Annotated in this window: 27 protein-coding genes; 19 read left to right on the top strand and 8 right to left on the bottom strand. The window is 67.6% G+C overall.

The features are described from left to right. Window positions 1–3: 3 nt before the first annotated feature. On the bottom strand, window positions 4–1,434 hold the full coding sequence (locus ACP7BH_RS06685; RefSeq protein WP_425982784.1) for a helix-turn-helix domain-containing protein: 1,431 nt from the start codon (window positions 1,432–1,434) through the stop codon (window positions 4–6). A gap of 156 nt (window positions 1,435–1,590) precedes the next feature. Between ACP7BH_RS06685 and aceA the strand changes: the two genes are divergently transcribed. Beyond that, the gene (gene aceA, locus ACP7BH_RS06680; protein WP_346495164.1) at window positions 1,591–2,871 is read left to right on the top strand and encodes an isocitrate lyase; all 1,281 of its coding nucleotides are present in this window, start codon (window positions 1,591–1,593) and stop codon (window positions 2,869–2,871) included. Between the two features lie 20 nt (window positions 2,872–2,891). Beyond that, a complete protein-coding gene (locus tag ACP7BH_RS06675) occupies window positions 2,892–3,101 on the top strand; it encodes a hypothetical protein (protein WP_066550777.1) in 210 nt (69 codons plus the stop codon). A 69-nt stretch (window positions 3,102–3,170) separates the two neighbouring features. Here ACP7BH_RS06675 and ACP7BH_RS06670 read toward each other — a convergent pair whose 3' ends face one another. Both ACP7BH_RS06670 and ACP7BH_RS06665 read right to left on the bottom strand, forming a co-directional pair. Then, window positions 3,171–4,307 carry a hypothetical protein gene (locus ACP7BH_RS06670; protein WP_425982786.1) on the bottom strand — a complete coding sequence of 379 codons (1,137 nt, stop codon included), beginning with the start codon at window positions 4,305–4,307 and terminating at the stop codon, window positions 3,171–3,173. 83 nt (window positions 4,308–4,390) lie between these two features. After that, window positions 4,391–5,326 (bottom strand): ribose-phosphate pyrophosphokinase, encoded by a 936-nt coding sequence (locus ACP7BH_RS06665; RefSeq protein ID WP_425982788.1) that lies wholly within the window; start codon window positions 5,324–5,326, stop codon window positions 4,391–4,393. A 191-nt stretch (window positions 5,327–5,517) separates the two neighbouring features. Here ACP7BH_RS06665 and ACP7BH_RS06660 point away from each other — a divergent pair, with 191 nt between their 5' ends. The 3 genes from ACP7BH_RS06660 (at window position 5,518) to ACP7BH_RS06650 (ending at window position 10,633) form a co-directional block, all read left to right on the top strand. After that, complete coding sequence (locus ACP7BH_RS06660) at window positions 5,518–6,372, top strand: outer membrane protein assembly factor BamD (protein WP_425982790.1); 855 nt, start codon at window positions 5,518–5,520, stop codon at window positions 6,370–6,372. A gap of 73 nt (window positions 6,373–6,445) precedes the next feature. Continuing rightward, the gene (gene recN, locus ACP7BH_RS06655) at window positions 6,446–8,143 is read left to right on the top strand and encodes a DNA repair protein RecN (protein ID WP_425982792.1); all 1,698 of its coding nucleotides are present in this window, start codon (window positions 6,446–6,448) and stop codon (window positions 8,141–8,143) included. Window positions 8,144–8,278: 135 nt separating this feature from the next. Further along, window positions 8,279–10,633, top strand: coding sequence for a PAS domain-containing protein (locus tag ACP7BH_RS06650; RefSeq protein ID WP_425984781.1), 2,355 nt, complete (start codon window positions 8,279–8,281; stop codon window positions 10,631–10,633). A 1-nt stretch (window position 10,634) separates the two neighbouring features. Here the strand turns inward: ACP7BH_RS06650 and ACP7BH_RS06645 are convergent, their stop codons facing one another. The 4 genes from ACP7BH_RS06645 to ACP7BH_RS06630 form a co-directional block, all read right to left on the bottom strand. Further along, a complete protein-coding gene (locus ACP7BH_RS06645) occupies window positions 10,635–11,540 on the bottom strand; it encodes a cobalamin biosynthesis protein CbiG (protein ID WP_425982794.1) in 906 nt (301 codons plus the stop codon). Window positions 11,541–11,626: 86 nt separating this feature from the next. Further along, window positions 11,627–12,142: a hypothetical protein gene (locus ACP7BH_RS06640; RefSeq protein ID WP_135193229.1), complete on the bottom strand. Its 516-nt coding sequence runs from the start codon at window positions 12,140–12,142 to the stop codon at window positions 11,627–11,629. Window positions 12,143–12,147: 5 nt separating this feature from the next. Next, the gene (gene xth, locus ACP7BH_RS06635; protein ID WP_425984783.1) at window positions 12,148–12,945 is read right to left on the bottom strand and encodes an exodeoxyribonuclease III; all 798 of its coding nucleotides are present in this window, start codon (window positions 12,943–12,945) and stop codon (window positions 12,148–12,150) included. 103 nt (window positions 12,946–13,048) lie between these two features. After that, entirely contained in the window at window positions 13,049–14,026 is a 978-nt protein-coding gene (locus ACP7BH_RS06630) for a hypothetical protein (RefSeq protein ID WP_425982796.1), read from the bottom strand. Between the two features lie 125 nt (window positions 14,027–14,151). Between ACP7BH_RS06630 and ACP7BH_RS06625 the strand changes: the two genes are divergently transcribed. The 6 genes from ACP7BH_RS06625 (at window position 14,152) to ACP7BH_RS06600 (ending at window position 19,023) form a co-directional block, all read left to right on the top strand. Beyond that, window positions 14,152–15,237, top strand: a complete 1,086-nt coding sequence (locus tag ACP7BH_RS06625) for an MBL fold metallo-hydrolase (protein ID WP_425982798.1) — start codon at window positions 14,152–14,154, stop codon at window positions 15,235–15,237. Then, window positions 15,234–16,007, top strand: a complete 774-nt coding sequence (locus ACP7BH_RS06620; RefSeq protein ID WP_425982800.1) for an enoyl-CoA hydratase — start codon at window positions 15,234–15,236, stop codon at window positions 16,005–16,007. Before ACP7BH_RS06625 ends, ACP7BH_RS06620 begins: the two co-directional genes overlap by 4 nt. A gap of 68 nt (window positions 16,008–16,075) precedes the next feature. Then, on the top strand, window positions 16,076–16,570 hold the full coding sequence (locus tag ACP7BH_RS06615; protein ID WP_425982802.1) for a GNAT family N-acetyltransferase: 495 nt from the start codon (window positions 16,076–16,078) through the stop codon (window positions 16,568–16,570). A 37-nt stretch (window positions 16,571–16,607) separates the two neighbouring features. After that, window positions 16,608–17,153 (top strand): DUF1285 domain-containing protein, encoded by a 546-nt coding sequence (locus tag ACP7BH_RS06610; protein ID WP_425982804.1) that lies wholly within the window; start codon window positions 16,608–16,610, stop codon window positions 17,151–17,153. Next, window positions 17,150–17,812 carry a CoA pyrophosphatase gene (locus ACP7BH_RS06605; protein WP_425982806.1) on the top strand — a complete coding sequence of 221 codons (663 nt, stop codon included), beginning with the start codon at window positions 17,150–17,152 and terminating at the stop codon, window positions 17,810–17,812. Before ACP7BH_RS06610 ends, ACP7BH_RS06605 begins: the two co-directional genes overlap by 4 nt. Continuing rightward, entirely contained in the window at window positions 17,809–19,023 is a 1,215-nt protein-coding gene (locus ACP7BH_RS06600; RefSeq protein WP_425982808.1) for a CCA tRNA nucleotidyltransferase, read from the top strand. The genes ACP7BH_RS06605 and ACP7BH_RS06600 overlap by 4 nt, the downstream gene beginning before the upstream one ends. Here ACP7BH_RS06600 and ACP7BH_RS06595 read toward each other — a convergent pair. Further along, a complete protein-coding gene (locus ACP7BH_RS06595; protein WP_425982810.1) occupies window positions 18,998–19,954 on the bottom strand; it encodes an endonuclease/exonuclease/phosphatase family protein in 957 nt (318 codons plus the stop codon). The two genes, ACP7BH_RS06600 and ACP7BH_RS06595, sit on opposite strands and share 26 nt — an antisense overlap. A 68-nt stretch (window positions 19,955–20,022) precedes the next feature. Between ACP7BH_RS06595 and ACP7BH_RS06590 the strand changes: the two genes are divergently transcribed. From ACP7BH_RS06590 to ACP7BH_RS06555, 8 genes are all read left to right on the top strand, one after another. Further along, complete coding sequence (locus tag ACP7BH_RS06590) at window positions 20,023–20,484, top strand: DUF4112 domain-containing protein (protein ID WP_135193220.1); 462 nt, start codon at window positions 20,023–20,025, stop codon at window positions 20,482–20,484. A gap of 144 nt (window positions 20,485–20,628) precedes the next feature. After that, window positions 20,629–22,080 (top strand): DUF2793 domain-containing protein, encoded by a 1,452-nt coding sequence (locus ACP7BH_RS06585; protein WP_425982812.1) that lies wholly within the window; start codon window positions 20,629–20,631, stop codon window positions 22,078–22,080. After that, on the top strand, window positions 22,077–22,232 hold the full coding sequence (locus ACP7BH_RS06580; RefSeq protein ID WP_409719228.1) for a hypothetical protein: 156 nt from the start codon (window positions 22,077–22,079) through the stop codon (window positions 22,230–22,232). Before ACP7BH_RS06585 ends, ACP7BH_RS06580 begins: the two co-directional genes overlap by 4 nt. Then, window positions 22,229–22,492 carry a hypothetical protein gene (locus tag ACP7BH_RS06575; protein WP_409719226.1) on the top strand — a complete coding sequence of 88 codons (264 nt, stop codon included), beginning with the start codon at window positions 22,229–22,231 and terminating at the stop codon, window positions 22,490–22,492. Before ACP7BH_RS06580 ends, ACP7BH_RS06575 begins: the two co-directional genes overlap by 4 nt. Next, window positions 22,489–22,872, top strand: coding sequence for a M15 family metallopeptidase (locus ACP7BH_RS06570; protein ID WP_409719224.1), 384 nt, complete (start codon window positions 22,489–22,491; stop codon window positions 22,870–22,872). Before ACP7BH_RS06575 ends, ACP7BH_RS06570 begins: the two co-directional genes overlap by 4 nt. Then, window positions 22,869–23,339, top strand: coding sequence for a hypothetical protein (locus ACP7BH_RS06565; protein ID WP_425982813.1), 471 nt, complete (start codon window positions 22,869–22,871; stop codon window positions 23,337–23,339). Before ACP7BH_RS06570 ends, ACP7BH_RS06565 begins: the two co-directional genes overlap by 4 nt. After that, window positions 23,329–23,490, top strand: a complete 162-nt coding sequence (locus ACP7BH_RS06560; RefSeq protein ID WP_425982815.1) for a hypothetical protein — start codon at window positions 23,329–23,331, stop codon at window positions 23,488–23,490. Before ACP7BH_RS06565 ends, ACP7BH_RS06560 begins: the two co-directional genes overlap by 11 nt. A 217-nt stretch (window positions 23,491–23,707) precedes the next feature. Continuing rightward, window positions 23,708–24,526 carry a flagellin gene (locus ACP7BH_RS06555; protein ID WP_425982817.1) on the top strand — a complete coding sequence of 273 codons (819 nt, stop codon included), beginning with the start codon at window positions 23,708–23,710 and terminating at the stop codon, window positions 24,524–24,526. Window positions 24,527–24,652 lie beyond the last annotated feature (126 nt).

The following is a 24,652-nucleotide window of genomic DNA, read 5'->3' as shown; positions in this document are numbered from 1 at the left end:
GTCTCAGGCCGCCGCGAACGGATAGGGGCTGACCGATTTCGACCAGTCGTCGACGGCCAGCGGGCGGTCGATGGGGGCTGCGGCGCGTTCGGCGCAGGGGTGGCGGTGGCACAGGCGGCAGGCGGGGCCGATGGGGGTGACGTCGGGTTTGTCCAGATCCAGGCCGTGGGCATAGGCCAGGCGGTGGGCGTGGCGCAGTTCGCAGCCCAGGCCGATGGCGAGGTCATGGCTTTCGCCGAACCCGTCGTGGCCCTGGCGTTCGACCGTTCGGGCGAAGGTGAACCAGCGGCTTCCGTCCGGCGTCTCGATGATCTGGGTGACGATGCGGCCCGGCGTGCGGAAGGCGCTGTGCAGACGCCAGCGCGGGCAGGCGCCGCCGAATCGCGAGAACGGAAAGGCGCCGGCCGCATAACGTTTGGAGATATTTCCGGCCTGATCGACCCGCATCAGGAAAAAAGGCACGCCGCGCGCCGTGGGGCGTGACAGGGTGGTCAGGCGGTGGGCGGCCTGTTCGTAGCTGACGCCGAACCGGGCCTGGAGCCTGCTCAGGTCATAGCCCGTCTCCTCAGCCGTGCGCTGGAAGGCGGCGTAGGGCATCAGGGTCGCCGCCGCCAAGGTGTTGGTCAGGGCCACCTTCAGCAGGGAACGGGTGGGGGCGTCCGGCGCGCTTGAGGTCTGGACCATGTCGTGCAGCGCCTGTCCGTGTTCGACCAGGGCCAGCTGATAGGCGATGGCGAAGGCGCGCGACGACGGCCCCAGGGTCTCGGACAGCAGCAGACGGCGGCGGTGTAGGTCGTAGCGCCGGGTCCATTCGACCATGACCTCGGCGGGCAGGGTGCGGACCCCAAGGTCGTGTTTCGCCGCCAGCCGGTGACGCGCGGCGGGTTCGAAACCGTCGGCGTGGGCGGGCGCCTCGGACGCCAGGGCGTCGGCCAGGGCCTCGCCCATCTGGTCCAGTTCGGGGAAGTGGTTGCCGCGCGACTGGATATATTCGCGCACCCATTCGGCGGGACTGGTTTCGACCAGGCCCTCGCCGTTCTCGGCGGCGGCGCGGGCCCGGGTGCGGCCGTCGTCGAAGGCCTGATACAGGCGCAGCATGGCGTCGGCGATGCCCGGCGCCTCCTCCAGCACCTGCACCAGTTCGTGCCGCGGCGCCGACAGCCCCTTGAACAGGGGATCGGCAAGGATCTCGGTCAGCCGGGCCTCATCGGCGGCCCCGCCCTGGTTCAGGGCGCGCAGATCGACGTCGTAGGTGTCGGCCAGGCGCAACAGCAACTGGGCAGAAACCGGGCGCTGATTGCGTTCGATGTGATTGAGATAGCTGGGAGAAACCTCAAGATCGGTCGCCATCGCCGTCTGGGTCAGCCCAAGGTCGCGCCGCAGCCGCTTCAGTCGCGCGCCAAGGAACAGTTTGCGGTCAGCGGACGTCTCCATAGGCGCAGAATGTCATAATGTGACTGAATAGGCAAAGTCATAGTATGACAAAATGACTTTAAATGAGCGCCTATCTCTGTGTCATTCATGACTTCCGCGTGTTCTTGTCTCCGAGACGGCGGCTGCGGCCGCGCCATTCAGAGACCGAGTTCGACCATGACCACCTTCGCCGATCTGGTTCCTTCGCCCGCCGGCCGTTTTGATGGCATCGAGCGCCCCTACACCCCCGAAGACGTCCTGCGCCTGCGCGGCTCGGTGCCGGTCACCCATACGCTCGCCGAGCGTGGCGCCAATCGCCTGTGGCAGCTGCTGCACGACGAGCCCTTCATCAACGCCTTGGGCGCCGTCACCGGCAACCAAGCCATGCAGATGGTCCGGGCGGGGCTGAAGGCCATCTATCTGTCGGGCTGGCAGGTCGCGGCCGACGCCAATACGGCCGGCGCCATGTATCCGGACCAGTCGCTGTACCCGGCCAATGCTGCGCCCGAGCTGTGCCGCCGTATCAATCGCACCCTGCAACGCGCCGACCAGATCGAGCACGCCGAGGGCGGGGCCAAGCGCGACTGGTTCGCGCCCATCGTCGCCGACGCAGAGGCCGGCTTCGGCGGTCCGCTGAACAGCTTCGAGATCATGAAGGCCTTCATCGAGGCGGGCGCGGCCGGCGTCCACTTCGAGGACCAGCTGGCGTCCGAGAAGAAGTGCGGCCACCTGGGCGGCAAGGTCCTGATCCCGACCCAGGCGCATGAGCGCAATCTGGTCGCGGCCCGTCTGGCTGCCGACGTCATGGGCACGCCGACCATCACGGTGGCCCGCACCGACGCCGAAAGCGCCCAGCTGATCACCTCGGACATCGACGAGCGCGACCAGCCCTTCATCGACCGCGACAACCGCACCCCCGAGGGCTTCTTCCGCCTGAAGGAGGGCACGGGGCTGGATCACTGCATCGCGCGCGGCCTGTCCTACGCCAACATCGCCGACCTGCTGTGGTGGGAGACGTCGCACCCGGACCTGGATGACGCGAAGAAGTTCGCCGAGGCCGTGCAGAAAGAGCATCCGGGCAAGTTGATGGCCTACAACTGCTCGCCCTCGTTCAACTGGAAGGCCAAGCTGGACGACGCCACCATCGCCAAGTTCCAGCGCGAGCTGGGGGCCATGGGCTACAAGTTCCAGTTCGTGACCTTGGCCGGCTTCCACAGCCTGAACAACTCCATGTTCGAGCTGGCGGACGGTTATCGCGATCGCGGCATGGCGGCCTATTCGGAGCTGCAGCAGCGCGAGTTCGCTAACGAAGCCATAGGCTACACCGCCACGCGCCACCAGCGCGAAGTCGGCACCGGCTATTTCGATCAGGTCGCCACAGTCATCTCCAACGGCACGTCTTCGACGACGGCGCTGAAGGACTCGACCGAGACCGCCCAGTTCACCCACGCGGCTTAACCCGAAAAGGAACCGCCCAAATGGAACCGCTGACCCGAACCGAAGCCATCATCGACTTCTGCCTGGCGCCCCTGGCGCTCGATACCGGCACCGAGGCCGAGCGAGAGGTGCGCCGCCGTATGACGCACGTGCTGCGGACCTATCAGGCCAAGACCGCGACGCCGGTCGCCGTGGACTTCTCGTCGATGCCGTCTCAGGTGATCAATGAGGCCGCGCACGGTTACGAATAGGCCGTTCGCCCAAAGAAAAAGGCCCGCTCCGATCGCTCGGGGCGGGCCTTGTTTCGTTGTGGAGGCTGTTTAGCGCGGGCCGGCCGGGGTCGTGTTCAGAGACTGGGTGGTCGCTGCCGCCGGCGTCGGGACAGGCGTGGCTTGCGGCACGGTGACCGAGATGGGGGTGCGAGCCGGGGCGGCTCCGGTTTCCTGCGGATCGCCGACGACGATGGTGGTGATCTGGGTCGCCTCGGTTGTGCAGGTGGCCAGGTCGCGGGTGACGTGACGGCCCAGGCAGAAGATGTCCTCATAGCTGGGGCGCGAGGCGGCCAGGCATTGGAACAGCATCAGCTTGGACATGTCCATGCAGAACTCACTGTTCGGTTCGCGCGTCAGGGCCTCGGTGTTGACGCGCGCCTCGTCGCCGCCTGCGCCGAGGGCGCCGAGGGCCGCGATGGCCAGCGAGCGAACGACGGCGGGCGTATAGGGCGGGCCCTTGCGCGACGCCGCCAGGCCCAGGCCCGTGCCGCTGTTGGCGGCGGCGAACAACTGGCTGGCTTCCTGGGCGGACGGCAGCATCGTCACGGCGGACAGGGTCTTGGCGCTTTCCAGCCGGATTTCGCGGTTCGGGATCGGCACGATGGCCCAGCGGCGGCGCGGATCGCTGCGACCCTGGATGGTGTAGGCGTCCTGCTCTATGGCCTCGGCGATGGCGCGCATGGCGATCGCGTCCTTGCCGATGGTCGCGGAGATCAGGCCGGCGGCGGCGTCGGCGCCCGGCAGAGAGGCGGCGTAGGCCGGGTCGGCGACGATCTGGGCGACCATCTGCTGGCGCTGGGTCGGATCGACGGAGAACTGCTGCACGCCGGCGACGAACTCGGGCGACTGCAGGGCAATGATGGCGCCATAGGCGATCAGGCCGCGCGACAGTTGATCGGCGTCATAGGCCGAACCCTTGCGCAGGGCGACCTGGATCGATTCCGCATCGGGGAACCCGCCAGGCTGGATTGTTTGCGCTTCGCGCAGGAAGGCGACGTAGATGGATGCGGCGTCCGCCACGCCCTGGTTCAGCGACACGGGCGGCGGTTTGCGGGCGGCCAGTTCCGCCGCAAGGCGCTGTGCTTCCAGCTCAGCCTTCGACGGTCCGCTCTCGCAACTGGCGAGCAGGACGGCGACGGCGAGGGCGGCGGCGGAGAGGCCGCGGCTCAGGGGGGCCGATTTCATGAAGACTTCCTCAGGCGATCACGCGCGCACAAAGCGCCAACACTGTTGGCGCTTATAAGGCGGTCCCTATGGTTATCCGAAGGTTAATCGAACAGCTTCGAAACCGATTCCTCGTTCGCGATCCGTCGGATAGCTTCGCCAACCAGCGGAGCCACGGAAACCGTTCGGATTTTCGGGCAGTTCAAAACTTCGTGGGGTTGCTCGATGGAGTTGGTGATCACCAGCTCCTTCAGCGGGCCGTCTGTGATCCGCTGGACGGCCGGGCCGGACAGAACGCCGTGGCTGATGTAGGCCGAGACCTCGGTCGCGCCCTGATCGATCAGGGCCTTGGCGGCGTTGACCAGGGTGCCGCCCGAATCGACGATGTCGTCGAACAGAATGCAGCGGCGGCCCTGAACGTCGCCGATGATGTTCATGACTTCGCTCTCGCCCGCCTTGGGCCGGCGCTTGTCGACGATGGCGAGATCGGCGTCCAGGCGGCTGGCCAGCGAACGCGCGCGCACCACGCCGCCGACGTCGGGCGAGACGATCATCAGGTCGTCGCCGCGGGCGTAGTTTTCCTTGATGTCCTGAGCCAGTACGGGGGTGGCGACCAGATTGTCGGTCGGAATGTCGAAGAAGCCTTGGATCTGGCCGGCGTGCAGATCCATCGTCAGGACGCGGTCGGCGCCGGCGCGGGTGATCAGATTGGCGACCAGTTTGGCCGAGATCGGCGTGCGGCCGCCGGTCTTTCGATCCTGACGCGCATAGCCGAAATAGGGGATGACGGCCGTGATCCGCCGCGCCGACGCTCGCACCAGGGCGTCGGTGATGATCAGCAGCTCCATCAGGTTGTCGTTGGCCGGATAGGAGGTCGACTGCAGGATGAAGACATCCTCGCCGCGCACGTTTTCCTCGATGATGGCGAAGACTTCGTTGTCGGCGAACCGCTTGACCTGGGCCTTGGTGAGCGGCGCATCCAGGTGGTCGGCGATCGCCTGGGACAGTGCGCGGTTGGAGTTGCCTGAGAGCAGCTTCATCGGCCGGTCATCCTTTCGCCGTCATCCGCCCCCCATGAACGGCGGTCGGTTGGCGCGCTCTTTACCAGTGGAGCCGGGCAGGGCAAGTCATACGCTGAGATTTCCTCGGCATGGCGCGGCTCGGTTGCGGGTGCTAGAGGTCGCCGCGTTGGTTTCCGGGGGAAAGGCTTTCAGGCCTTCCTTCACACGTCATGGGGTCGTCCTTGTCCGCTTCTAAGTTCCGTTCCGGCATGGTGCTGATGGCTGCGGCGATCGCCGCAGTGACGATTTCAGGCTGCGCCGGCAAAGAGCGCCCGCGCCTTGCCTATGAAGAACGTCCGGTCGAGGCTCTGTACAACACCGGCTATGAGCGCCTGCAGCAGCGCCGCTGGTCCGACGCCGTCGATTATTTCCAGGAAGTCGAACGCCAGCACCCCTATTCGGACTGGGCGCGCCGCGCGATCCTGATGCAGGTCTACGCCTACTATCAGAACAACGCCTACACCGACGCAATCGCGGCGGCGGACCGGTTCATCGCGCTGTTCCCCGGCAATCCGTCGGCGTCCTATGCCTTCTACATGAAGGCGGTCTGCAACTTCGAACAGATCACGGACGTGGGTCGCGACCAGGGTTACGCCACCGCCGCCCTCGCGGGTCTGAAGGACGTCTCGCGCCGCTATCCGGGGACGCCCTACGCCTCGGACGCCGCCGTCAAGATCGACATGGTCAACGACCAGCTGGCCGGCAAGGAAATGAACATCGGCCGCTACTATCAGCGCGCCAACCAGCCGCTGGCGGCGGTGAACCGCTACAAGTCGGTCATCGCCAACCCCGACTTCCAGCGCACCTCGCACACGCCTGAGGCCCTGTACCGTCTTGTCGAGGTGAACTTGCAGCTGGGCCTGAAGGAAGAGGCGACCCGCAACGGCGCCGTTCTGGGCTACAACTTCCCCGGCAGCCCCTGGTACGCCGAGGCCTACGCCCTGCTGACCGAGAACGGCGAGACGCCGGACAAGGCCCCCGAGGGCAAGCGCGAGAGCTGGCTGCAACGGATCATTCCGGGCTGATCACGCAACGGCTTGTGCAATGCGGCCAGTATCGGGATTCTGTCGGTCATGATTCGTTCCGGCGCCTAAACCGATGCTGACCGCCCTTTCAATTCGCGATGTCGTCTTGGTGGATGCGCTCGATCTCGACGTCGAGAGCGGCTTGACCGTGCTGACCGGCGAGACCGGGGCCGGCAAGTCGATCATTCTGGACGCGCTGGGCCTGGCGCTGGGCGGGCGGGGCGATGCCGGCCTGGTCAGGCATGGCGCGAAACAGGCGGTCGCCACCGCCGTCTTCTCCGCACCCGACGATCCTGATCTGCTGGCCCTGATCGCTGATCGCGGCTTTGAGGTTCAGGCGGGCGAGGATTTGATCCTGCGACGGGTATTGGGCGCCGACGGCCGCAGCCGCGCCTATGTCAACGACCAGCCTGCCGGGGTCACGGCCCTGCGCGAGATCGGCGCGGCCCTGGTCGAGGTTCACGGCCAGCACGAAACCGTTGGCCTGCTGGACTGGCGCACGCACCGCGGCTCGCTGGACGCCTATGGCGGTTTGCAGCCGCAACTGCTGGCGGTCGCGGCAGCCTCGACCAAGCTGAAGGCCGCCGAGGCGAAGCTGGCGGAGCTCAAGGCGCAGGCGGCCGACGCCGCCGCGCGCGTCGAGGAGATCACGCTCAACCTGTCCGAATTAGACGCGCTCGATCCGCGCGCCGATGAAGAGACGGAACTGGCGGGCGAACGCGCCCTGCTGGGCGCCGCCGAAAAGGCCATCGCCGACCTGGCCGACGCCCGCACCCAGCTGGGCGGCGACAAGCTGAGCCAGAAGCTAGGCGCGGCCCTGCGCGCCGTCGAACACGCCCGCCAGCGTGCGGGGCAGGCGGGGGCCGAGGGCGATCACCCCGTCATCCTGAAACTGTCCGCCGCTGTGGACGCCATCGACCGCACCATGGTCGAGGCGGCGGAGGCCGTCGCCGCCGTGGACGCGGCCGCCGGCGCCTTCGATTACGAGCCGGGCCGACTGGACAAGGCCGAAGAGCGGCTGTTCGCCCTGCGCGCCGCCGCCCGCAAGCTGAACACCACGGTCGATGCCTTGCCGAGCCTTCGCATCCGATTGCGCGAGCAGCTGCGGCTGATCGAGGACGGCGAGGAGGCCCTGACCAATGCGGGGCGCGAGGCGGCGGAAGCCGCCGAATCCTACGATCTGGCCGCCACCTTCCTGACCTCGGCACGCGAGGCGGCGGCCGAGCGCCTGACCGCCGCCGTCATGGGCGAACTGGGCCCGCTGAAGCTGGAGCGGGCGCGTTTCCGGGTGGCGCTGGAACCGATCGAGGGGCGTCGCGGACCGGACGGCGTCGAGACCGTGCGGTTCCAGATCGCCACCAACGCCGGAACCGACTTCGGGCCGCTGGACGCCATCGCGTCCGGGGGTGAACTGGCCCGCTTCGCCCTGGCGATGAAGGCCGCCTTGGCCAGCCGCGAGGACATGCGCCAGCCGGTGATGATCTTCGATGAGGTCGATCAGGGCGTGGGCGGCGCCGTGGCCGAGGCCGTGGGCTCGCGTCTGAAACGCCTGTCGAACGGCGCCCAGGTTCTGGTGGTGACCCACAGCCCCCAGGTGGCGTCGCGCGGTCACGCCCACTGGAAGGTGATGAAGGCCGACCGCGACGGCCTGACGACCACCACGGTCGTCACCCTGGACGACCAACGCCGCCAGGAAGAGATCGCCCGGATGTTGTCCGGCGCCGAGATCACCGACGAGGCGCGGGCGGCGGCGCGGGCCTTGATAGGTTGACGATCAGGAAACTTACCTAGCGCTGGGTAACGTTAAAGTAGGCAAGTTTGCGCATGGTCGGACCCCAGTCAGTATCCGGGTGCCGCGTCGATGAACGAAAGCCAGCGTCTCTCCAGTGTTCGTTCTTTGCATGCTGTGGGTGCAGAGGGCGATGCGGCGACTGAAGCGGCCGCGAATCTGGCGGCGTATCTTCTGGACTGTCCCATCGCCTTGGTGACGCTGCTGGACGAGGATATTCAGTGGTTCAAGGCCAACATCGGCATGGACGGCTGCTCGACACCTCGCGATGTATCCTTCTGCACCTACGCGCTCGATCTGCCTGCCAACGAAGTGATGGTGGTCGAGGATGCGACGCAAGATGTTCGCTTCGCGCACAACCCATTCGTGACGGGCGAGCCACACGTCCGCTTCTACGTCGGCGCCCTGCTGACGGGATCGGACGGGGCAAACTACGGCACGCTGTGCGTTATCGATACGCGGGTCCGACCGCGACCGGACGATGCGACGCTTGATCGGTTACGCGACCTGGCGCGGTTGGTGGTGGCGGAACTGGAACGCGCGCGCGCCGAACGTCAACGCGGCGAGCAGCAGCATATGCTGAGTATGATCGAGGCCCTGTCCGGCGTCGGTCACTGGCGCGTGGACGTGGTCGATCCGGCCATCTTCTGGTCGGACCAAGTCTACAAGATTCACGACGTCTCGCCCGAGACTTTCTCGCCCGATTTCGAGACGGCGACAGCCTTCTATCCCGAAGTCGAACGCGCATTGCTGGAAGAAAAATGGCAGCGAACGCTGCAGGGGGAGGGCCCGTTCGAGCTGGATATGTGCATCCGCCGCAATGACGGCGTCGTTCGTCAAGTCGTCAGCAAGGGCGCCGCAGAGTTCTCGCCGGACGGCAAGCCTTTGGCCATGTTCGGCGTATTTCAGGACGTGACCGACCAGCGCGCGGCCATGGACGCGCTGGCGCGCAGCCACGGTCAGTTCAAGCTGCTCGCCGACAACGCCGCCGACGTCATCGCTCGCATTCAACTGGATGGGCATTCCAACTATATCTCCCCGGCCGTCGAGCGACTGTTGGGTTGGAAGCCGCACGAGATGGCGGGACGGACGGCCGAATCCTTCGTCCATCCCGACGACCGTGTTCGTCTGGCCGAGACCTTCGCCCAGATGGCGCGCGGGCGAGGCTCAGCGACCCTGGAGAACCGTCTTCTGCACCGTGACGGCCACCCGGTCTGGTGCGAGACCCGAATGCAGTTGGTGCGAGACAAGACCGGCCGACCGGTCGAGACCGTGGTCGTCATCCGCGACATCTCGCGCCGCAAGGCGCTGGAGGTGCAACTGGAACAGGCCCGCGCCGAGGCCGAAGCCTCCGCCGCCGTGAAGGCCGAGTTCCTCGCCAATATGAGCCACGAATTGCGCACGCCCCTGACCAGTATTATCGGCTTCACGGGCCTGACGCTGGAACAGCCGTTGCCGGATCTGGTGCGCAACTATGTCGGCCGGGTCGACAACGCGGGCCGCGCCCTGTTGTGCACGGTCAACGACATCCTGGACTTTTCAAAACTGGAGGCCGGGCAGGTCGCCATCCGGCCCGCGCCGACCGATATCGAGACCCTGGCGCGTTCGACCCTGGAACTGTTCACGCCCCAGGCCGGCGCCAAGGATCTGGATCTGGAGCTTGAACTGACCACGGATCGGTCTTCTATCGTCGCCGACCCCGACCGTTTGCGCCAGATCCTGCTGAATCTCATTGGCAATGCGGTGAAGTTCACCAGCCGGGGCGGAGTGCGGTTGGCCGTGCGCTGGAGCGCCGACGAGGAACGGCTTCGCGTTGCTGTGCATGACACCGGCGACGGCATCGCCGCCGACAAGCTGGACCAACTGTTCCGCCGCTTCTCCCAGGTGGACGGGTCGCACACACGCTCGCATGGGGGCACGGGCCTGGGCCTGGCCATCTGCAAAGGCTTGGTGGAAGCCATGAATGGCGCCATCGGCGCCGATAGCGTCGAGGGGAAGGGCAGCGTCTTCTGGTTCGAAATCCCGGCGCCCGCCGCACAAGAAGAGGTCGCGGTCGGCGCCCGGCCGATGGGCGGCGCAGATGTCGGGGGTCTGCGCGTGCTGGTCGCCGACGACCATCCCGCCAATCGTGAACTGGCCCGCGCCTTTCTGAACGGCATGGGCGCGACAGTGGAGGACGCGGTGGACGGCGCCGACGCGGTCGAGTGCGCCGAATGCGCTGTATTTGACGTGATCCTGATGGACCTGCGGATGCCGAAGATGGGCGGGGTCGAGGCCCTGAACCGGATTCGCGGGGGTTCTGGCCCCAACCGCCTGACCCCGATCCTGGCCTATACGGCGGACGCCGGCGAGGGGATGGAGGGGGAGCTGTTGGCCCAGGGCTTCTGCGGCGCGGTGTCCAAGCCGGTGGCGGCGGAGGCCCTGATTCGCGCCGTCTCCGACGCGATGCAGGGTGTGCCGGCCGCCGCCTGATTCAGACGCCCAGGATCCAGCCCTCTTCCTGCTCGACCTGTGCGATCAACTCGGGCGTCGCGTCCTTGGGCGGGCCGAAGGCCTTGGCCAGATCACCGGCCTCGTCCATGTGAGCCAGGGCTTCGGCGGTCGAGCGGACCTGGGCCTGGTCCTTGAACTCGCCCTCGTTCGGCTTGGTCTCATGCATCGAGGGCCAGACCTCGACGACCAGGGCCGACAGGGGCTCGACGTCGTCGGGCGTCAGTTCGCGCCAGCCGGTGCCGAACGGCCATACGGCGCCGGACGGGCCGAGGCTTTCCAGCAGCCGCCGCACGGCCGGGATGCCGACCAGGGTCTGGCCGCCGACTGCGCCCGCGCCGTGCATCTGCCACACGCTCTTGGGCTGAAGCCGACCCTTGCGGGCGGCGTTCTCGGTGGCGCGAAACTCGGGGATGTCGGCGCCTGCGCCGACCGGCGGCTTGGTCGTGGTCAGCCAGCGCTGCGCCTGCTTGGCCGGTGCCCCCCACAGCGGCCAGGCCTCGTCCGTCATCAGCCGGTTCATCTTGGCCGCGACCTGATAGCGGTTGTTGGTGTTGTCGGCCTTGTCCACCACGTTCGAGGCGATGAACTTCCACATCGCCTGCCACGGGGTTCCGTCAAGCTTCAGCCGCGCGGCCGTGCCGACGGGATAGCCGAAGTTGAAGTCCAGCCCGACCAGCACCCGGTCTCCGCGCTTCCTGTGGTCCGCCAGGATGGACGCCAGCAGAGCCTCGCCCTCGGCGCGGGTCGCGACATTGTGCGTCTCGGTATAGAGGCGGAAACGCACGTCGCGCTTGGCCACCCCGATCCACAGGGAGGTGTCGCCGAGCTTCTTGGTTTCGGCTGCGGTCCAGTCGGCGACGATATAGGCGTCGAAAAGGCGGGCCAAGGCGGCCTCCTTGATAAAGGCGTGTCTTCAGGAATGAGCGGGGCTTCTAGCGCTCCATCGCGGCGACCGAAAGGCCCTGTCGCGTCTCAGCCCTTCAGCAGGGCTTCCAGATGCGACAGCCAGCGCCGACCCAGCCGCAGCGCCTCGCCGGGCGAGCCGGTCTGGGCGGGCAGGGCGGCGTCCCACAGGGCCAGTTCGAACTCGGGATGGCGGGCGTCGGCGAACATCAGGCGCAGCACCACCTGTTCGGCGTCGGGGGCCAGAACATCCAGAGACTTGCGGGCCTCGCCCCGACGGACGCGGGCGACCACATGACCGTCGACGATGATCTCGCCGCCGTCGACCTCGTCGAAAGCATAGACCAGGCCGTGGGCGCCGTTGGCCCACAGGACGACCACCTGCTCGATGTCGAAGTTCAGCGCGCAGGCGCGACCCTCGCCCGGCGACAGGGCCTCGACCTCGGGCGCGGCGCCCAGCGTCTTGAGCATGGCGCGGTGCAGGCGACGCGGCGGCTCCATCCACCACGACAAGGCCAGGGCCAACGTCGTCAGCAGGGCCGCCGCCAAGGCGATCAGCAGAACCACCCGCAAGGCGTCGGCCATGGGCGTCAGGCCTCCTCGTCTCTGGCGAGATCCAGATCGACCACCACGGGGACGTGGTCGCTGGGCTTTTCCATGTCGCGGGCGTCGCGATGGGTCTCGATCCCCCGGAACCGGTCGGCCGCCTGGGGCGACAGCAGAGCGAAATCGATGCGGATGCCGTGATCGTGCTGCCAGGCGCCGGCCTGATAGTCCCAGAAGGTGTAGGTTCCCGACGGTTCGCCGCCGATCTCATGCGCGTCCGCCAGGCCCAGGTTCTTCAGCGCGCGGAAGGCCTGGCGGCTCTGGGGCTGGAACAGGGCGTCGTCGGTCCAGGCAGCGGGGTTCTTGGCGTCCTCGGCCTCGGGGATGACGTTGTAGTCGCCGCACAGGGCTAGCGGTTCCTCGAACGCCAGCAAGTCCCGGGCGTGGCGGTTCAGACGCTCGAACCACGCCAGCTTGTAGGCGAACTTTTCGGTCCCGATCGGATTGCCGTTGGGCAAATAGATGGCCCCCACGCGGATGGGTCGGGGCGCCTCGACCAGAGCCTCGATATAGCGGGCCTGTTCGTCCGCGTCGTCGCCGGGCAGACCGCGCCGGATGTCGGACAGCGGGTATTTCGACAGCAGGGCGACGCCGTTGTAGCTCTTCTGACCGTGGGTCTCGACATTGTAGCCCAGGCTCTCGAAGGCCTCGCGCGGGAACTTCTCGTCCACGCATTTGATCTCCTGAAAACAGGCGACGTCGGGGGCGGCCTGCTCCAGCCACGCCAGCACGGTGGGCAGGCGGGCGTTGACGGAGTTCACGTTCCAGGTGGCGATGCGCATGACGGCGACGGTAGGGCGCGTCACGGTTTCGGAAAAGAGGCCGCGCAAAACAAAAGGGCCGCCGGATCGCTCCGACGGCCCTTCGCTCAGTCTGTGGCTTCGCTTACGGGCGACCGCCGGCCGGCGCAGCCGCAGCGGCCGGAGCCGTCGTCAGCTTGCAGCCGCCGCCGATTCGCTGGGCCGTGGCGCAGGGATAGATTTGCTGGACGGCGTTTTCGGCGTTCAAGCGGGCGATCACCCCGTCTGCGCCGTCGCACTTGGCTTCATAAAATGTGCCGTTGGCGTTCTGGCCCATCAGGCGGGCTTCGGTGACATTGCAGGATGCCGCTTCCGAACCAGCCAAAAGAGTCTTCACATAGGCTGCGTTCTCCGCCGGGGTGGTAAATTCGCAGGTGCCGTTCTCCGCCAGCACCTGAATGCACGGAGTCTTGTTCCAAGCGCCTGCTTCTTGCTTGATCCAGAATCCTGGACCGTCGGAGCAACCGATTTCGTAAACGACAACGCCGCCGTTCGACTGGCCGAGAACCTTGGTTTGATCAACTGCGCAAGGGACGCCCGCTTGCTGGGCGTACTCGCGCAGAAACTTGTCCGTGTCCGTATTTGCGGTGATCGTGCACTGCAGACCGACATCTGCGGCAGGATCGCGTTCGCGCGCGACGCGCGCAGAATAGGCGAGAGAAATACAGCTGGTCACGGTCGGCGGCGTCTTTGACTCAAGGATGAATCCCGGACCGGTGGCGCAGGCGACCTCATAAACGGAGGTTTTCTCTGCAGTCTGTCCCAGCAGCTTGGCTTCGCTGACCTGACAGTTCGTGTTGGCCAGGCTGGCCTGTTCCTGCGCAGACGCCAGAATTTGCTCGGGCGTCGGGGGTGCGGGCTGGCGTTCCCGCCGCGGCTGGTTGTTGCTGGGGCGCTGAGTGCGCGATGGCATCACTCGTTCACTGGGCGCATCGATGCCGTTTCGCGAACCTGCGGGGCCATTGCCGGTCCCCATGTTGTTCGGATCTTGTGCGGTAGCAGGAGCGACTGCAAAGGCGCTGAACAGGAGCGCCGCAGCAGCGGCGACGAGACGGGACTTCATGGAAACACCTTGGCGTTCTGAATGCATGATCACTTCGTGGCGCTGTATTCGAGCGCGGTCAAGGCGAGTGTGGACGCTGAGGCCGGACTGAGGCTAGTGTCTGCGCGTTTCGATTGGAGACTGACTTGGCCGACGGCAGCACGCGAACGACGGTGGCGAAGGACGCAAGGGGCCTGACCTATCCTTTCGAAACCGTGCCGGAGCCTGGCGAGGCGATCGAGGTTGCGCGCGGGGTGTTGTGGCTACGGTTCGCCCTGCCGTTCCAGTTGGATCATGTGAACGTCTATGCGATCCGCGACGCCGAGGGCTGGGTCGTGATCGACACCGGATTGAACACGCGCGGCTCCATCGCCGCCTGGGAAACGGCGCTGGCGGGGGCCTTGGAGGGGCGGCCGGTGACGCGGCTGATCTGCACCCATATGCACCCCGACCATATCGGCCTGGCCGGCTGGCTGTGCGAACGGACGGGCGCGCCTCTTCTGATGTCGCAAATCGAATACATCACCGGCCGGATGCTGATGGCCGAGCAGGCGGGTGATGCGCCGGCCGACGGCGAGGTCTTCTATCGTGCGGCGGGGTGGGACGAGGTCCAGATCGAACGCTGGCGCGCGGACTATGGCGGGTTCGCGAAGGGAGTGAGTCCGATGCCGCGCAGCTACCGCCGGCTGTCGGACGGCGACGCCCTGAGCATCGACGGCGACGACTGGACCGTGGTCGTCGGCTCCGGCCACAGCCCCGAGCATGTCTGCCTGTGGCGACGGTCGGACGATGTCTTCATCGCGGGCGATCAGATCCTGCCGCGCATTTCGTCAAATGTGTCGGTCTGGCCCACTGAGCCGCAGGCCGATCCGCTGGGCGACTGGATGGACTCGCTGGCAAAGCTGCGGGAACTGCTTCCCGAGGGGGCGTTCGTCCTGCCGGCGCATGGCGAGCCCTTCTATGGGGTTCACGCGCGGCTCGATGCGTTGAAACGCGGACATGAGGTCGCGTTGAAACGGCTTGAGCGGACGTTGCGTCAACCGTCTAGGGTGCTCGACGCCTTCCCGGCCGTGTTCGGTCGGGCGGTCGGGGACGGGGTACTGGGCATGGCCACGGGCGAAGCCCAGGCGCACCTGAACTATCTGGAGAGACGCGGCCGCGCGATGCGGACGCGTGACGAGAACGGCGTGGACTGGTGGGCAGCCGTCGAACAGGACGAGGAAACGACGTGAGCGAACATATCCGTAGCGAACTGGCCAACGGCGTCCTCAGAGTCACGCTGGACCGGGCCGACAAGAAGAACGCCATCACCCAGGCCATGTATTCGGCCTTGGCCGAGGCGACCGAGCGGGCGCGGACCGACGATGCGGTGCGAGTGCTGTTGCTGCGCGCCGAGGGCGACAGCTTTTCGGCCGGCAACGACATCCAGGACTTCATAGCCCTGGGGTCGCAGGGCGCGGGACCGGGCGAGATGCCGGTGTTCCGCTTCCTGAAGGCGCTGGCGGACCTGGACAAGCCGGCCGTGGCGGCGGTGAAGGGGCGGGCGGTCGGAATCGGCCTGACCATGCTGCTGCACTGTGACCTGGTGGTGGTGGCCGAGGACGCCCTGTTGTCCGTGCCCTTCGTCAACCTGGCCCTGGCGCCCGAGGCGGCGTCCAGTCTGCTGCTGCCGGCTGTGATCGGTCATCAGCGGGCCTTCGAACTGTTCGCCCTGGGCGAGCCGCTGGATGGTCGCACGGCCCTGGCGTGGGGCATCGCCAACCGCGCGGTCCCGGCCGATCAGGTCGAGGCGACGGCGGCGGACCTGGCCGCCAGGGTGGCGGCTCGCGCGCCAAACTCCATCCGCAAGACCAAGCGGCTGATGCGTAACGCGGAAGGTCTGTGGGCCCTGATGCAGCGCGAGGGCGAGGCCTTCGGCTCGCAGATGAAGAGCCCCGAAGCCATGGAGGCCTTCATGGCCTTTACGCAAAAGCGTGCGCCGGACTTTTCCAAGGCCGGATGACGGTCATCGAAGCGCGCCTTGATTTGGCGCAGCTTTGCTTCTAGGTGCCCGCGCTTGTTGGAGCGCAGATGTCGCACGCCCTCGCCATACCTGCGGCCCTGAGCCGGGTCGAAGCCGAGACCCCGGCCGACGCCGAAGGCGTGGAGGCTCTGGTCATGGCCGCCTTCGGGCCGGGGCGGTTCGCCAAGACTGCCGAGCGGCTGCGTGAAGGCTCGCAAGCCGCCGTGGGCTTCGTCGCGCGACTGGACGGGCGGGTGATCGGTTCGGTGCGGCTGTGGCCGGTGACGATCGGAGACACTCCCGCCCTGTTCCTGGGGCCGATCGCGGTGGATGCGAGCCAGCGCAGCGAAGGCCTGGGCGCGGAACTTGTGCAGGCCTGTCTGGACCAAGCGCGCACGCTGAATGTCGGCGGGGTGCTCCTGGTCGGCGACGCGGCCTATTTCGAGCGGTTTGGTTTCGTCGGCGGGCCCGAGGCGATCCTGCCAGGGCCGGTGGATCGCCGCCGCGTCCTGTGGCTGGCGACCGGCGTGGATCAGGTTTCGGGACCGGTTCGCATCGGCTGACCTTTCCCGCACGCTTTGCGGGGCTTAAGTCAGAAGGATGAATGATCCCAAGTCAGGACTGAACGCCGTCGCGGAGGCGGCGAAACAGGCGCCCGGCAAAGGGCTGCCGCCGGTTCATCTGTGGCATCCCGAGCATTGCGGCGAGATCGACATCGTCATCCGCGCCGACGGCGTCTGGATGCATGAAGGCTCGCCCATCGGCCGCAAGGAGCTGGTGCGACTGTTCTCGACCGTGTTGCGCAAGGACCCGGACGGCTATCATCTTGTCACGCCGGTCGAAAAGCTGAAGATCCAGGTCGAGGATCTGCCGTTCCGGGCCGTGGCGATGACGCGCGACGGCGACGACCTGGTGTTTACGACCGATGTCGGGGACGAGGTGCGGGCGAGCGAGGCCGATCCCGTCGTGGTCGAGACCGATCCGACGACGGGCGAACCGGCGCCGCGCATCCATGTGCGGCGAGACCTGTGGGCGCGGATCGCACGCCCGGTCTTCTACGAACTGGTCGAGATGGCCGAGGAGGTCGATGGGCGGCTGGTCGTTAAATCGAACGGCCAGACCTTCTCGCTGGGCGCCGTGGCGTGAGCCTTGAGACTCTCAGAACGCGGTTGGTCGAGCGGCTGGCGCCGATCGAGACCTGGCGGCCGGAACTGGTCGCGGCGCGGTCGGACTTCGATCTGAACCCTCAGGCGACGCGGACGGCCAAGGAGCTTCGGCCGGCGGCGGTGCTGATCCCGATCGTGGCGCGACCTGAGGGGGCGACAGTTCTGCTGACGCGGCGGGCGGACACCCTGGCGCGGCACACGGGCCAGATCGCCTTTCCGGGCGGACGGCTGGATCCCGGCGAAAACGCGGTCCAGGCGGCCTTGCGTGAGGCGGACGAGGAGGTGGCGTTGAACCCGGCTGCGGTCGAGGTGCTGGGCCTGTCCGACGCCTATGAGACCGGCACAGGCTTTCTGGTGACGCCGGTGATCGGCTGGTTGCGCGAGGCGCCGGTCACGACACCCTCGCCGGACGAGGTGGCAGAGGTCTTCGAGACGCCTTGGGACTTCCTGATGGACGCCGCCAACCACAGGCGCGACTTCTACGACATGGACGAGGGGCTGCGGCGCTGGTTCTGGGCCATGCCCTGGGGCGAACGCTACATCTGGGGCGTGACGGCGGGAATCTTGAAGGCTTTGCACGTCCGGCTTTACGGCGATGAGGCCGCCCCCGAAGCAGCGGCGGACGAGGACGCCGCATGAGCCTCTCGATGGCGGGACAGCCGTGGCTGGAAAGCCAGGCGACGCGGGCGGTGATGGCGGCGCTGGAGGCAGCGGGCGGTCCGGGCTGCGCGCGGTTCGTCGGCGGCTGCGTGCGCAACAGCCTGCTGGGCCAGTCGGTGGACGACATCGACATCGCCACGCGGCTGAGGCCCCAAGAGACCATCGCGGCGCTGAAGGCGGCCGGGCTGAAGGCCGTGCCGACCGGGGTGGAGCACGGCACGGTGACCGGGGTGTCGGAGCGGCGACCTTATGAGATCACGACCCTTCGCCGCGACGTCGAGACGGACGGACGCCGCGCGGTCGTCGCCTTCACCGAGGACTGGGCCGAGGATGCGGCCCGCCGGGATTTCCGGCTGAACGCCCTCTATGCCGATGCGGCCGGGACGGTGTTCGACCCGACCGGCGGGGGGCTGGACGACGCGGCGGCGGGGCGGATCGTCTTCGTCGGCGAGGCGGAGACGCGCATTCGCGAGGATTACTTACGCATCCTGCGTTTCTTCCGGTTCTACGCCTGGTATGGGCGGGGTGCGCCGGACGCGGTCGGGCTGGCGGCCTGTGCGACGTTGAAGGCGGGCATGGGGCAGCTGTCGGCCGAACGGGTGTCCAAGGAGCTGCTGAAACTGCTGGCGGCGCGCGATCCGCGTGCGGCGGTGCGGGCGATGGCCGAAACGGGCGTGCTGGCCCAGGTGCTGCCGCAGGTGCAGCCGCTGGCGCTGTTCGAGGCGATGAGCGGTCTGACCGGCGATCCGGTGATGCGGCTGTCGGCGCTTCTGCCCGCCGATGCAGCGGCAGTGGTCGGGATCGCGAGCACTCTACGCCTGTCGAACGCGGTGCGGGACCGACTGGCGGCGGCGGTCGGGGACGGCCCGACTGTGTCGCCGCGCATGAGCGACGCCGAGGCGCGGGCGGCGATCTATCGGCGGGGGCGCAGGGCGTTCGAGGATCGGCTGATGCGCGCCGAGGCGGCAGGCGAGGGCGACGGGGCGCGGCTGCATTCTCTGGCCGCCGACTGGCCACCGCCGAAGATGCCGGTCGGCGGACGCGATCTGGCGCGGCTGGGCCTCGCCGCAGGGCCTGAGACCGGCCGCCTGATCAAGGCGTTCGAGGACGGCTGGGTCGCCGACGACTTTCCGACCGACGGGCATGAGGCGCGGTTGAAGGCGCTTATTTCGGCGACTGCGCGCGGGTGAACTCTGTGATGACCGGGCGATGGTCGGACCCCGTCGGTTGGCCCAACCGTCGCGTGATCAGGGCCAGGTCGGGGGAGCGATAGACCTGATCGATGGTGATGCCGGCGAAGGCCGGGGCCTGGCTGGGCCAGGTGGCGGGCCAACCGGGCGCAGGGATCAGGCCCATGTCCGCCTGGATCTGACGACCGATGCGGGCGGTCGAGACGCTGTTGAAATCGCCGGCGGCGATGACCGGGTGGTCCGGCGCGGCCTTGCGACGCTCGGTCAGGGCCATGACCTGGCTGATCTGCCCCCACTGATACTGATAGGGCCAGGGCCGGGTCAGGTGGACGCCGAAGACGTTGATCGGGCCGATGGGCGTCTGGACGGTCGCGCCCACGGCGCTGAGGCCGTCGGCCCGTTCGGGCAGGCGTTGCAGGATCGGATAGCGTGAGGCGATGATCGACCGCGCGTGATCGCCTGAACGGGCCTGGCCGATCAAGGCGCGGTGAGGATAGTCCGGCAGCAGCGTATCTAGTCGCGACTCCGGCGCCTGACCCATCTCGACCAGCACCAGGATGTCGGCGTCGGCGGCGGCGATGGACCGGCGCATCGCCGCCACGTCGGTGTTGAACACCCACAGATTGGCGGAATAGACGCGCACGATGGGCTGGTCCGGAACAGGGACGCCCTTCGTTGGCGTCCACTGGGGCCAGACCGAAATGGTCAGCACCAGACAGGCCAGTCCGCCGATGATCGAGGCCGGCCACAGTCGCAGCACCAGACAGATCAGGGTCACGCCGACGGCCGCCAGCAGCACCGGCGACGTGAACTGGGCCAGGATGTCGACCCACCGATGTCCGATCCCGCTGAGGGCCGCGACGCCGAACGCCGCCAGCCCCAGCAACAGGGCGCTTGCCGTCACATTCGCCGCCAGCTTGATCAGGGTCATCGAAGACGTATCTCTTGGATTGAACGGGAAGCGTCGCGCCGCGTTAAAGCGACGCTTTGGAGGGCGACATGGCCAGACGGTCGATCCGGGATATCGAGAACATCTGGTCCAATGTCGAGGGCGTAAAGAAGCTGTCCGACCGCGTGATCGGCATCGGGCCGTTCGGCCTGGGGCTGGACGCCATGCTGACCTGGGTGCCGGTGGTCGGCACGGTCTATACGGTCGGAACCGGGGGCTGGCTGATGCTTCAGGCCGTGCGGGCCAAGGCGACGCCGGCGACCCTCGCGCGGATGGGGGCCTATATGGCCATCGACACGGCGACCGGCACGGTGCCCCTCGCGGGCGACATCGTGGACACCTTTTTCCCCGGCCAGCTGATGGCGGCGCGGGCGCTGCAGAAGCACATCGAAAGCACCCACTGGGTCGAGGACACCGAGGCCAATGCGCGCGCCAGCGGCGACCACGAGATGCACGAGGCGCGGGTTCAAAACGACCAGACGCTGAAGCGGATCGTCTATCTGCACGACTGAGATGCGCGGGTTGAACCGGTCTAGCCTGCGTATTTTGCAAACCGAAGCCGTCTGAAAACAACGGCCTAATCCATCGTATAGACCATCTTCCGGCCTGAGGTAGGGCCGCGCCCAGACTGATCTCCGACGACAACGGAGAGAATGATGAGCGACGACTTCAGTGCGCGTCTGGCCCTGCCTTATCTGGCGGCGGGACAGATGCAGAAGCATGTGACCCTGAACACAGCCCTGACCCGGCTGGACGCCCTGCTGCAAACGGCGGTGGTCAGCCGGACGACGAAGGCCCAGCCGAACGCGCCGACCGACGGCGACCTTTATATCGTGCCGGACGATGCGGAGGGGACCGCCTGGGCCGGGCGAGCAAGCGGAAACCTGATGCGGTTCGAAGCCGGCGGCTGGACCGTCGTGCCGACGCCCAATGGCCTGATCGCCGTGGTGCTGGACGAGCCAGCCGTTCTGGTGCGGACCGACGCGGGCTGGGTCGCGCTCGGCGAACGGCTGGGCGAGGCCCAAGGCCTGGCGCGGCTGGGCCTGGGCACGACCGCCGATGACGCCAATCCCCTGTCCGCCAAAATCAACGCCGCCCTGTTCACCGCGCGCGGCGTGGAGGAGGGCGGCGACGGCGACCTGCGTCTGACGCTGAACAAGGAAACGGCGGCCGATGTGCTGTCGCTGCTGTTCCAGAGCGGTTATGCGGCGCGCGCCGAACTTGGCCTGATCGGCGAGGACGATCTGGGGCTCAAGGCCTGCGACGACGCGGGCGCCTGGCGGACGGTGTTTAGCGTGGACCGCGCCACGGGCCGCGTCGCCTTTGATCAAGGCGCGGTAAGGCGCGAGACGACCCTGTTCACCAGCGACGGCGACTACGTCCCGCCGTCCTGGGCGCGCTGGCTCGAAGTCGCCTGCGTCGGCGGCGGAGGAGGGGGCGGCGCTGGGCTGGCTGGGCCGGCCGGAACCGCGCGTTTCGGGGGTGGGGGCGGCGGCGCGGGCGGCCTGACGCAAGGCTGCTGGTCCACTGACGATCTCGAAGATGCATTGACGATCACCGTCGGCGCGGGCGGCGTTGGGGGTGCTGCGGGCGGCGAGAGCCGCATCGCGGCGGGTGGCGAGGTCCTGCTGCGCGCCTCGGGCGGCCTCGGCGGTGCGACAGGTAGCGCCAGCGCGGGCTTGGGCGGCGCCGGCGGTCTGGGTTTGCGCGTCGCCAACCCCGGCGGCGGCTCATCGATCACGACCACAGCAGCGACCGGCGGCGAGACGGTCTGTCCCTATGGACCCGGCGGCGGCGGCGCTGGCGGCGGGCTGAGTGCGTCCGATGTCGCGCGTGCTGGAGGACCGGGCGGGGCCGGCGGCTGGTGCGGACGTCTGGCCGCGGGTGGGGCGGCGGGTGCGGCGGGTTCGATCGCCGCCATGCCCCATCTGTCGTTGTCCGGTGGAGGCGGCGGCGGCGGGACCGCATCGGCGAGCGGCGCCGGAAGTCCCGGCGGCGCAGGCGCGACCTTCGGCGCAGGCGGCGGCGGGGGAGGCGCAGGCCTGACCGCCGCAGGCCCGGGCGGCGCAGGCGCGGCGGGCGCGGTTCGCATCACGGCCGTCGGATGAGCCGGCGGCGGCATCCGGCCGAGCCGGTGGAAGTGCTGGAGGCCGAGGCGTGGGAAGCGCCCGACAGCCTCAGCGACGGCGAATGGCGCGCCCAGTCTGGCTGGGACGGGCGCTGCATCGTGGAAACCTATGACAAGGAGGACGAACAATGACCCGACCGACGATAGAGCCGCTGGCGGAAGGGCGTTGGCTGTTTCGCCGCCTCTACGCCTTCGCCGTCAGCGCGGGGCTGTGGGTGCTGCTGATGCGGACGGTCGGGCGGATGCCGCCCGAGATGCTGCCCAGGATGACGGATGGGCTGATGGGGCTGCTGGCCCTGATCCTGGTCCTCTATCTGGTGGCGCCCACCGCCCAACAACTGGTCGCCCTTGTGGCCAATGCCCGGCTGAAGATGATGGGAGGCCGGCCATGAGCTTTCGGCTTTCCACCCGGTCGCGGGTGCGGCTTGTCGGCGTCCATCCGGCGCTGACGGCGGTGGTCGAGGCGGCGATCCTGCGATCTCCGGTCGATTTCATGATCACGGAGGGCCTGCGCACGGCGACGCGTCAGGCGGCGCTGGTCAAGGCGGGGGCCAGCCGCACGCTGCGCTCGCGTCATTTGACGGGTCACGCGGTCGATGTCGCCGCCCTGGTCGAGGGTCAGGTGCGCTGGGACTGGCCGCTGTATGGCCGGATCGCCCAGGCGTTCAAGGCGGCGGCCGCTGATCTGAAGACGCCCCTGATCTGGGGCGGGGACTGGAAGACACTGCGCGACGGCCCGCATTTCGAGCTGGATCGAAAGGCCTTCCCGTGAGCGCCCTCCTGCGCGCGCTGACGCCGTGGGGTTGGCTGGCGACAGGCGTGGCGGTGTTAGGGGCAGGGGCCGTTCTGCTGGGCGGTCTCGGCTTTCGCTGGGACCCGCTGGACCTGCAACAGAAACGTTTGGCGACGGCTCTGTCTCAGGCGCGAGACGCCGCAGCCGCCCAGGCGCAAGCCGAAGCCAGGCGCATCGAGACCGCAGGGGCGGCGGCTCAGGCCGTGCGCGTCGATCACTATCAACACAGGACGACGGCGGTGGAGCGGGCGACCGCGACCGCCGTCGCACAGGCCAGGAGCGCCGATGACGCCGACTATTCCTTGGAACACCGCCGCGCTGATCGTCTGCGCCGCCATGACCGCGAGCTGTGCCGGCTCGCCCCCGATCTCGACGGTTGCGCCGGCGCGGTTGACGTTGCCAGAGGCGGCGCGACGGCCGTGCGCCCTGGCGACCTTGCCGGCTGAACCTACGGCGGGCGATCTGGATGCCGCCTATGTGCTGCGCGGCGCCCAGATCGTCGCTTGCGGCGGCGCGCGGCGGCTGGCGGTCGAGACCCTGCTGGCCGAACGGGCGATGCAGGACGCTCAGAACGGGCTGAAGCGCTCGGCTGACTGACACCCTGCACAAACGACTCGGCAACTTCTGCCGCATGAGGTGAAAGCTTGCCGGGTCGCCTCGCCGAACGGCGAGATAACATCAATGAAATCAATGAAAGCGTCGAACGGGCGCGCCGTTTCGACCTGGCCCCGCCCTTGCTCTCCTAGAGACCGAGCAAAACGCTCCTGGCGCTAAAATGGCGCCGGACATCACACGAAGTGAACAGGAAGCCAAAATGGCTACGAGCATCAATACGAACTACGGCGCAGCTGTCGCCCTGCAAAACCTCAATGCGACCAACGCCATGTTGGAGCGCACGCAAAACCGTGTCAGCACGGGCCTGAAAGTGGGCTCGGCCAAGGATAACGGCGCGATCTACGCCATCGCCACGACCCAGCGCGCCAACATGAGCGCCATGGATGCGGTCCGGAACTCCCTTCAGCGCGGACAGTCCATCGTCGATGTGGCCCTGGCCGCCGGCGACACCATCACCGCCGCCCTGGAAGAAATGAAATCGCTGGCTGTCAGCATTCAGTCCTCGGTCGCCGGCTCCGCCGCTGAAACCTCTTATCTGACCGATTTCAATGCCTTGGGTAAGGAAATCGATGCGGCCTTGACGGGCGCGACTTTCGACGGCGTCAACCTGTGGAACACCACGACCGCGACAAGCATCACCACCAATGTCAGCGGCGGGACCTATCAGATCGGCTTCGGCACGGTCGACAAGGCCGCCGCCGCCTCCGTCGTGGCTGTCTCGGCCGGCACCGCAAACCGCGCCGGAGCCACGACCGCCATCGTCGACACCGCCATTGCGACGATCACCGCCGACCTGGCGACCATCGGCACCCAGTCGAAGTCGGTCGGTCGTCAAATGACCTTCCTCAACAAGCTGCAGGACTCGACCGAGGCCGGCATCGGCAACCTGGTCGATGCTGACCTGGCCAAGGAAAGCGCCAAGCTGACGGCTCTGCAAACCAAGCAACAGCTGGGCGTGCAGGCCCTGTCGATCGCCAACCAAGGCAGCTCGATCCTGCTGAGCCTGTTCCGCAGCTAAGCCCTCAGGGCTGAACATTTCACCTTTCGTCGCGCGGTGACGGACCGCCGGCGCAGACTGAACTCGTCGCACGCTCGGCAAAACTTGCCCGGTTCGTAGGTCAGCCCGGCAGGAGTTGCCGGGTCG

It is taken from the genome of Brevundimonas sp. TWP2-1 (genome assembly GCF_049897645.1).
Lineage (GTDB): Bacteria > Pseudomonadota > Alphaproteobacteria > Caulobacterales > Caulobacteraceae > Brevundimonas.
This window is presented reverse-complemented; position numbering and strand designations above follow the sequence as displayed.

Excerpts from the sequence above, each read along its gene's own strand:
- ACP7BH_RS06685 (WP_425982784.1), bottom strand. The coding sequence starts at position 1,434 with ATGGAGACGTCCGCTGACCGCAAACTGTTCCTTGGCGCGCGACTGAAG.
- aceA (WP_346495164.1), top strand. The coding sequence starts at position 1,591 with ATGACCACCTTCGCCGATCTGGTTCCTTCGCCCGCCGGCCGTTTTGAT.
- ACP7BH_RS06675 (WP_066550777.1), top strand. The coding sequence starts at position 2,892 with ATGGAACCGCTGACCCGAACCGAAGCCATCATCGACTTCTGCCTGGCG.
- ACP7BH_RS06670 (WP_425982786.1), bottom strand. The coding sequence starts at position 4,307 with ATGAAATCGGCCCCCCTGAGCCGCGGCCTCTCCGCCGCCGCCCTCGCC.
- ACP7BH_RS06665 (WP_425982788.1), bottom strand. The coding sequence starts at position 5,326 with ATGAAGCTGCTCTCAGGCAACTCCAACCGCGCACTGTCCCAGGCGATC.
- ACP7BH_RS06660 (WP_425982790.1), top strand. The coding sequence starts at position 5,518 with ATGGGGTCGTCCTTGTCCGCTTCTAAGTTCCGTTCCGGCATGGTGCTG.
- recN (WP_425982792.1), top strand. The coding sequence starts at position 6,446 with ATGCTGACCGCCCTTTCAATTCGCGATGTCGTCTTGGTGGATGCGCTC.
- ACP7BH_RS06640 (WP_135193229.1), bottom strand. The coding sequence starts at position 12,142 with ATGGCCGACGCCTTGCGGGTGGTTCTGCTGATCGCCTTGGCGGCGGCC.
- xth (WP_425984783.1), bottom strand. The coding sequence starts at position 12,945 with ATGCGCATCGCCACCTGGAACGTGAACTCCGTCAACGCCCGCCTGCCC.
- ACP7BH_RS06630 (WP_425982796.1), bottom strand. The coding sequence starts at position 14,026 with ATGAAGTCCCGTCTCGTCGCCGCTGCTGCGGCGCTCCTGTTCAGCGCC.
- ACP7BH_RS06615 (WP_425982802.1), top strand. The coding sequence starts at position 16,076 with ATGTCGCACGCCCTCGCCATACCTGCGGCCCTGAGCCGGGTCGAAGCC.
- ACP7BH_RS06610 (WP_425982804.1), top strand. The coding sequence starts at position 16,608 with ATGAATGATCCCAAGTCAGGACTGAACGCCGTCGCGGAGGCGGCGAAA.
- ACP7BH_RS06600 (WP_425982808.1), top strand. The coding sequence starts at position 17,809 with ATGAGCCTCTCGATGGCGGGACAGCCGTGGCTGGAAAGCCAGGCGACG.
- ACP7BH_RS06595 (WP_425982810.1), bottom strand. The coding sequence starts at position 19,954 with ATGACCCTGATCAAGCTGGCGGCGAATGTGACGGCAAGCGCCCTGTTG.
- ACP7BH_RS06590 (WP_135193220.1), top strand. The coding sequence starts at position 20,023 with ATGGCCAGACGGTCGATCCGGGATATCGAGAACATCTGGTCCAATGTC.
- ACP7BH_RS06585 (WP_425982812.1), top strand. The coding sequence starts at position 20,629 with ATGAGCGACGACTTCAGTGCGCGTCTGGCCCTGCCTTATCTGGCGGCG.
- ACP7BH_RS06580 (WP_409719228.1), top strand. The coding sequence starts at position 22,077 with ATGAGCCGGCGGCGGCATCCGGCCGAGCCGGTGGAAGTGCTGGAGGCC.
- ACP7BH_RS06575 (WP_409719226.1), top strand. The coding sequence starts at position 22,229 with ATGACCCGACCGACGATAGAGCCGCTGGCGGAAGGGCGTTGGCTGTTT.
- ACP7BH_RS06570 (WP_409719224.1), top strand. The coding sequence starts at position 22,489 with ATGAGCTTTCGGCTTTCCACCCGGTCGCGGGTGCGGCTTGTCGGCGTC.
- ACP7BH_RS06555 (WP_425982817.1), top strand. The coding sequence starts at position 23,708 with ATGGCTACGAGCATCAATACGAACTACGGCGCAGCTGTCGCCCTGCAA.